Here is a 6840-nt window from a genome sequence, read left to right as displayed (position 1 = left end):
CTTCCACGCCACCTTCCTGGTGCAGCACTGGCTGGGTAACGAGGGCATGCCGCGCCGCTACGCCGACTACCTGCCCTCGGACGGCTTCACCACGCTCAACATCGTGTCGACCATCGGCGCGTTCATCCTCGGCATCTCGACGCTGCCGTTCGTCTGGAACGTCTTCAAGAGCTGGCGCTACGGCGAACCGGTGACCGTGGACGACCCGTGGGGTTACGGCAACTCGCTGGAGTGGGCGACGAGCTGCCCGCCGCCGCGGCACAACTTCACCGAGCTGCCGCGGATCCGGTCCGAGCGCCCGGCGTTCGAGCTGCACTACCCGCACATGGTGGAGCGGATGCGCGCCGAGGCGCATATCGGCAAGCACGCGACGGCCGGAGAGCATATTGAAGGGTTCGGGCCGCGCACCGAACCTGACCGCAGCAGTTAAGGCGTGGCGTCGTCATGCAGAACTTGACCGTTCCTTCTCGATGGCGTCCTCCGACTCGGGGGCATGCCCAATGACTCAGGACGTGCAGATGATTCGTAGCGACTTCGAGCTGACCGCGCCGGTCCACGCGCAGGCCTCGCTCGCTCAACGCATCCCCACTAGTAAGTGATGCGCCACTTTCACGGCGAGCGATCTCACGTGGTCCTACCGCCCGGCGTTTTCGCGTGCGCTGAGAATCTCGAATGACCCCGGACCGGCGTTCATCGGCGCTCAGCGTTGCCCGTAGTTACGTGCGCCGCCTGCGAGCGGTTCGGCTTCGGGGTAGCCAGGCACTTCACCGCCGGGTCGGCGACGCTGGCCGCTACTGGAGCGATGACAGTGAGATTGGTTGGAGAGCCAACTCGCACTGGCGTGGCGGCCTGCCGGACCCCGACTGGGCATCGGTGGGCAGTGACCACCTCGCGATCTTTGACACCTTCGCCAAGGCGCTCGACTTACCCAGGCGTCCCGCCATCGTCATCGAGTGGGGCTGCGGCGGTGGCGCCAACGCCGTCGCCTTCGCGCCCCGCTGCTCACATTTCATCGCCGCCGACGTCTCAGCCGACAGCATCGCGGAGTGCATTCGCCAGGTCGGTCAGGTGTGTGACACCCCCGCCACGGGCCTCCTGATCGATATCAACGACCCGCACGCCGCCACCGTCGGCCGCGAGAACACCTGCGATGTGTTCTTGTGTGTCTACGTCGTCGAGCTCACCGCGGGCCCCGAAGAAGCGCTGCGCATACTCGATGCGGCACAGCACATGTTGACCGACGGCGGCATGGCGCTAATTCAGGTGAAGTATCACACCACCGATCCCGCGACTCGGGGCCACCGCCGGAACTACCGCCGAAACCTGGCGAACATGACCACTTTCGCGATCGACGACTTCTGGATACAGGCCGCCCGGCATGGCCTGACGCCGCGACTGATCACCCTGGTGCCGCAGAACCGACTCGACGTGCGCTACGCCTATTACGCACTGACCAAACCCTAGGATCGCTGCGGCGCCGTCCGTCGCGGCTTGCTCGGACCACGCCTCACCGTGGTGGGCGCGGCGCTTCGGATGCTTCGAGCAGGAAGCCGCAAATCTGCGGGGCGAACGGCTGCGCCATGTCGAGCGCGTCGCGCAAGTGGACCTCGGCCATACGAGCTGCAGGCATCACCTCGGCGGCCGGCTGGACCAGGCCCGGGGGTGCCAGGAAGACTCCCATCCAGCGGCGATGCCCCGGGTGCGGACGTGGTCGGCGAACAGGTCCGTCAGCTGGCAGTGACAAACTCGGAGACTGCAGCGTGTCCGTCATTTGATGCCCGTGATGACTGCAGCGGAGCCTAGATCTGCCAGTCCTGGGCACCGTCGCTCTCGTCGTAAATGCCGACGGAGTTCTTGACGACGACCGGGTCTCCGCTGCCGAAGTTGTCATAGAACCACTGCGCATTCGCAGGACTCAGGTTGGGGCACCCGTGGCTGACGTTGCGCTTGCCCTGATCGGCGACTGACCAAGGCGCGCCGTGTACGAAGATGCCGGCATTGTTGATTCGGACTGCATCCTGGACTTTGAGCTTGTAACCCTCAGCCGAGTTCACGGGAACGCCGTAGGTCGAAGAGTCCATCACCATGTCGGCGAACTTTTCCAGCACATAGTAGGTGCCGTTCGGCGTTTCGTATCCCGGCTTGCCCAGCGACACCGGCATGGTCTTCTCCAGCTTTCCGTTGCGCATGATCTCCATCTGGTGAGTGGCGTCGTCGATCGTCGCCACCAGTGAGTCGCCGGTGCGGAAGCTCGACTTCGTCCCGCCGGCATCGATGTTGACGGTGGTGTGCGCGGGCCAGAAATCAATCGGGCGCCATCTCAGTTGCCTATCGCTCATCCAGTAGAACTTGCCGGGCACCGGGGGTTCGGACGAGATGTGAACGGACTGCTCGGCTAACGGGCGGTTGGCAATCGGCCGTTGAAAGTTGATGACAATGGGCTTGGCGACACCGACCATCGAGCCGTTCACCGGATTGAACGTCGGGGGAGCGAAGACGGGCGGCCCAGTGTAGGGCGCGGGGTTTTGCCCGGCCGGTGTATCGGCGGGTAACCGGGCCGGTCCTGACAGCGGATCAGCGGATGGTGACACAGCGGGCTGCGCCATCGGCGCTGGTATCGAAAGCGGATCGCCAGGTGCCGGAGGCGTGGGAGCGGGCGGCTCGGCCATAGCCGATGTCGTGTGCAGCATCAAGACACCTGCAAGTCCGACCGTGATTATCGCGGCCATCGGCCTGCGCGGCAATTGCAGCATATGTCCTTCCCTCCACTCGACTCGCTTGGCGACGGAACGAGCAGTTCTCACTTGATGTACGTATCTACATAGTAGTTGATCGGCTGTCGGCAGCACCCGTGGTCGCAGGCTCCCACCCGCGACTACTAGCATACGTAGTAGGTCAGTATGAATGCTTGGGGAAGGTGATTCGGATAGGTGTTGGACGCTGCCGATAGCTTCACGGCGATTGCCACGTCTGGGCCGGTGTTGCTGGCCATGCTTGTTTCAGTGATGGCGGGCCTCGTCTCATTTGCGTCGCCGTGCATCGTCCCCCTGGTGCCCGGCTACCTGTCGTACCTAGCCGCGGTAGTGGGAGCCGACGCTGGCCCGCAAACCGGAGGGTCGGGGAGTGCACGTCTGCGGCTCGCGGGAGCGGCGGGCCTCTTCGTCGCAGGCTTCACGGGTGTGTTCGTGATGGGGACTGTTGCCATCCTTGGATTGACGACGGTGATCATCAGCAACCAAATGATGCTGCAGCGCATCGGCGGTGTCGTCACTATGATAATGGGCCTGGCGTTCATGGGCTTCATTCCCGCTTTGCAGCGCGAGGCTCGGTTCACGCCGAGAGCCCTCTCAACGCTGGCTGGCGCTCCTCTTCTCGGTGCAGTTTTCGGTCTGGGGTGGACTCCGTGCCTGGGTCCGACGCTCACCGGCGTGATTGCAGTGGCGTCCGCGACCGAAGGAATGAACGTCGCCCGCGGCTTGGCGCTGGTCGTCGCCTATTGTCTGGGCCTGGGCATTCCGTTCATCGTGCTGGCGTTCGGTTCCACGCACGCAGTAGGTGCGCTGGACTGGCTCCGGCGAAACGCCCGGCGAATTCAGGTCTTCGGTGGCGTGCTGCTTGTCGTCGTGGGCCTCGCCCTAGTGACTGGATTGTGGAATGAGTTCATTGCATGGATTCGCGATGCGTTTGTCAGCAACACCACGCTCCCGATATGAAGGGCGACGTCGTGCACGCCGCAGTGTCGGCTGCGCAGCCCGTGACGGCCGCACGCTGCTGCAGACGCTGCCGCGGTCGACTCTAGAAGTGGGTGAGCTTTGGCGGCCAGTTCTGCTTCGCCCAGAGTCCGACGCTGTGCAGTTCAGCGCGCGCCATCGAAGGTCGCAACGGTGAAGCGCACAAGAAGCGGGAACATCGACGGCTTTGCCAAGTCTCCGCGTCGGGGGGCAGTGCAGTCGCTGATCGGTGTTGCGATCACGGCGGGCATCATCGCAGCGGGCATCGGGGCGCTCGTCCTGTCCGACGCGCTCGATGTGACAGGACTGCCCGATCCAGGTCCGGCGACGTCCTACGGTCTGCCCTTCGTTCGCGCCGTCGGGCAGGTTTCTGCCGTGGTGGCGATCGGCAATTTCTTATTCGCGGCCTTCCTTGTGCCACCACAGTCCAACGGAGTGTTGGACGCAGACGGATACCGCGCGCTGCGACTCGGTGGTGTGGCGTGCGCAGTCTGGGCGACATGCGCTGCGCTCTTGGTGGCTCTGACGCTCTCGGACGTATCGGGAGTGCCGCTACAGGATCTCAGTCCACTCGACGCATGGTCGGCCGCCGGCCTGGTCGAGATCACGTCGGCTTGGCGGACGACCGCAGTTGTGGCTGCGTTGGTCGCGGCGGCGACCGTGCCGGTGTTGCGTTGGTCGTGGGCGCCTGCCCTCTTAGCAGGCGCCCTACTGACATTGGTGCCACTCGCCGTCACGGGCCACTCCTCATCCGGGGGCGCACATGACATCGCAACCAACAGCCTGCTGATTCATCTGTTCGCCGCAGCACTGTGGGCCGGCGGGCTCTTGGCGCTACTGTCTCATGCCCTGCGGCGTGGCAGCCACACCGACGTTGCCGCCCGGCGCTTCTCGGCGATTGCGCTGTGGTGCTTCGCGGCGCTGGCGACCAGCGGAGCTGTCAATGCCATTGTGCGACTGTCGCCGTCAGACATAATGGGCTCCACTTACGGCCGCCTGGTCCTGGCAAAGGCGTTGGCGCTGTGCGGGCTCGGCGTGCTTGGCTGGCGTCAGCGACGCACGGCAGTCGTTGCCTTACAGTCGAATCCGTCGAGCCGGGGTCCGCTTCTGCGGATCGCACTCACAGAAGCGGCTCTCCTCGCTGCAACGTTTGGTGTCGCGGTAGGGCTCAGCCGGACACCTCCTCCTGCTGCGCCGACTGAACCGAGCCCGGCGGAAGTCGCTATCGGATTCAATCTCCCTGAGTCGCCGACTCTCATCCACGTGCTGACGAACTGGCGATTCGACCTCATCTATGGAACCGCCGCGATCGTGCTCGCTGTAAGTTATTTCGCTGGCGTATGCAGACTGCGACGACAAGGTGACTCGTGGCAGCGGCGTCGCACGGCGTCGTGGGTCTTGGGTTGCATCGTGCTGCTTTTCGCTACCTCGTCTGGGCTGGGAAGTTACATGTCGGCGTTGTTCAGCGCGCATATGTTCGTTCAACTTCTTATGACCATGCTGATTCCGATACTTCTCGTTCTGGGCTCGCCGGTGACGCTCGCCCTGAAAGCTCTGCGACCGTCCGCAGACAATGCCATTCCCGGTCCTCGAGAGTGGCTCCTGGCTGCGCTGCGATCGCCGTGGGCTCGGTTCCTCACGTTTCCGGTGACAGCATTGTTGATGTTCACCGCGAGCGGCTACGGGCTGTACTACACAGGCGCGTTCGACGCCGCGGTCGCCGACCACGCGACTCATGTGCTCATGCTCGGGTACTGGTTGTTCAGCGGCACATTATTTTTCTGGGTGGTCGTCGTCGCAGAGGAGTCACCGCTTCGGGCTTCCGCGATCGTGCGAACGGCAACCGGAGTTGCCGGACTCGTGCAATTCATATGGACCGGAATGATGCTGCGAAATAGCCAGACGGTCTTGGGTGAGTCCTTCTACAACTCGCTGCGGCTGGAGTGGCACACTGAACTTCTTGCTGATCAAAGGTTGGGTGGCGCCATCCTGTCGGTGGGAGCCGCGTGCACCTTGCTGGTAGTGGCCGCCCTACTCCTCTCGGCACGGAGCACAACGCAAGCAAGGTGACCGGCGAGAGCCGCACGACGACCGGTTGTGCCGCTCGCGGGCGACCACAAAGAAGTAGGAGACGCAGCAGGTGGCATCGGCCGTGGGTCGGGCCCCTGATTCAAAGGCATGTGGCAGGGAGCTGTCCGCCAGTATGTCGGCTAGTTCTTCAACGCCTGCTCGACCGCCGATGACATGTCCTCGTAGGTCCTGAAGTCCAGTTCTTCGCCGTTGAGGAAGATGGTCGGAGTGCCTTGCACGCCGAGAGCCTCACCGTCGGCGACGTCCAAGTTGATGCGTTCGAGTGTCGCGGGATCGTTGTAGGCGGTGTCGAACGCCCCCATGTCGAGGTCGAGTTCGCTCGCGAAGCCCCGGAAGGTCGCATCGGCCGGCTTCTGTTGTTCACCCCATTGGCTCTGCGTTTCGTACATCTTCTTGTACATCGGCTCGAACTTGCCTTGCTGAGCGGCCGCCTCCACCGCCCGGGCCGCCCGCTCCGCATTGAAGTGCGACTTGATGGGAAAATAGCGGACAACGAAGTTGACACGGTCGCCATACTCAGAGCGCAGCTGTTCAACGAGTGGGAAGGCCGCGCGGCACGCCTCGCACTCGAAGTCCAGGAATTCGACGAAGGTGGTGTCGCTGTCCGGCACCGTATTGAGGCGACGACTGTTGTCGCGGACCAGCTGGCCAACGTCTTCAGCCTGCGTCTGCGCCAGCGCCGGTTCGTTCCCATCGCGAACTGAGAAATAGACGCCCGCTCCGATCACCAGGGTGATGACCGCGAAAGCGGTCAGCAGTATTCGTGTGGCAGGAGCCATAGGAGTACGTCCTTCTGAAGGGTAGGGATCGCCGATACGGCTTGACCTGCGGAAAACGCAGCGTCGGTTTCGAGTGCATGTGGTCGCGTACCGCGACAATGGCTCGGAATGCGCTTCGTGTGCATCAGTTACGACTATATACGGAGAAAACCCGTAGGTTGCCAGCTCGCCGCGGTCTAGTGGCGGGCCGCAACGCGCGCCAGCTTCTCGGTGCAATTTCAGGCCGGTTCTACAAGATA

At 63.4% G+C, this 6840-nt stretch carries 6 protein-coding genes and 1 pseudogene; 4 read left to right on the top strand and 3 right to left on the bottom strand.

The genetic code is table 11. The features are described from left to right. Positions 1-430, top strand: a pseudogene (locus Q2100_RS06390) (cytochrome ubiquinol oxidase subunit I); the annotation flags it as partial. A 242-nt stretch (positions 431-672) separates the two neighbouring features. After that, on the top strand, positions 673-1464 hold the full coding sequence (locus Q2100_RS06385; RefSeq protein WP_302913302.1) for a class I SAM-dependent methyltransferase: 792 nt from the start codon (positions 673-675) through the stop codon (positions 1462-1464). Positions 1465-1507: 43 nt separating this feature from the next. On the opposite strand, the gene Q2100_RS06380 is transcribed toward Q2100_RS06385, so the two are convergent. After that, positions 1508-1681: a hypothetical protein gene (locus Q2100_RS06380; RefSeq protein WP_302913301.1), complete on the bottom strand. Its 174-nt coding sequence runs from the start codon at positions 1679-1681 to the stop codon at positions 1508-1510. Positions 1682-1799: 118 nt separating this feature from the next. Further along, a complete protein-coding gene (locus tag Q2100_RS06375; RefSeq protein ID WP_407667589.1) occupies positions 1800-2753 on the bottom strand; it encodes a L,D-transpeptidase in 954 nt (317 codons plus the stop codon). 237 nt (positions 2754-2990) lie between these two features. On the opposite strand from Q2100_RS06375, the gene Q2100_RS06370 reads away from it, so the two are divergent. Both Q2100_RS06370 and Q2100_RS06365 read left to right on the top strand, forming a co-directional pair. Beyond that, positions 2991-3713 carry a cytochrome c biogenesis CcdA family protein gene (locus Q2100_RS06370; RefSeq protein ID WP_302913309.1) on the top strand — a complete coding sequence of 241 codons (723 nt, stop codon included), beginning with the start codon at positions 2991-2993 and terminating at the stop codon, positions 3711-3713. Positions 3714-3884: 171 nt separating this feature from the next. Continuing rightward, complete coding sequence (locus Q2100_RS06365; protein ID WP_302913300.1) at positions 3885-5801, top strand: bifunctional copper resistance protein CopD/cytochrome c oxidase assembly protein; 1917 nt, start codon at positions 3885-3887, stop codon at positions 5799-5801. 140 nt (positions 5802-5941) lie between these two features. On the opposite strand, the gene Q2100_RS06360 is transcribed toward Q2100_RS06365, so the two are convergent. Beyond that, a complete protein-coding gene (locus Q2100_RS06360) occupies positions 5942-6601 on the bottom strand; it encodes a DsbA family protein (RefSeq protein ID WP_302913299.1) in 660 nt (219 codons plus the stop codon). Positions 6602-6840: the final 239 nt, after the last annotated feature.

Origin of the sequence: Mycolicibacterium arseniciresistens (assembly GCF_030519285.1) — a bacterium.
Lineage (GTDB): Bacteria > Actinomycetota > Actinomycetes > Mycobacteriales > Mycobacteriaceae > Mycobacterium > Mycobacterium arseniciresistens.
The sequence above is the reverse complement of the archived record's forward strand: the minus strand, read 5'-3'. Positions and strand labels throughout refer to the sequence as shown.

Bases quoted from the DNA above. Each gene is read 5' to 3' on its own strand.
- Q2100_RS06360 (WP_302913299.1), bottom strand. From the start codon at position 6,601: ATGGCTCCTGCCACACGAATACTGCTGACCGCTTTCGCGGTCATCACC.
- Q2100_RS06375 (WP_407667589.1), bottom strand. From the start codon at position 2,753: ATGCTGCAATTGCCGCGCAGGCCGATGGCCGCGATAATCACGGTCGGA.
- Q2100_RS06380 (WP_302913301.1), bottom strand. From the start codon at position 1,681: ATGGGAGTCTTCCTGGCACCCCCGGGCCTGGTCCAGCCGGCCGCCGAG.
- Q2100_RS06385 (WP_302913302.1), top strand. From the start codon at position 673: ATGACCCCGGACCGGCGTTCATCGGCGCTCAGCGTTGCCCGTAGTTAC.
- Q2100_RS06370 (WP_302913309.1), top strand. From the start codon at position 2,991: ATGCTTGTTTCAGTGATGGCGGGCCTCGTCTCATTTGCGTCGCCGTGC.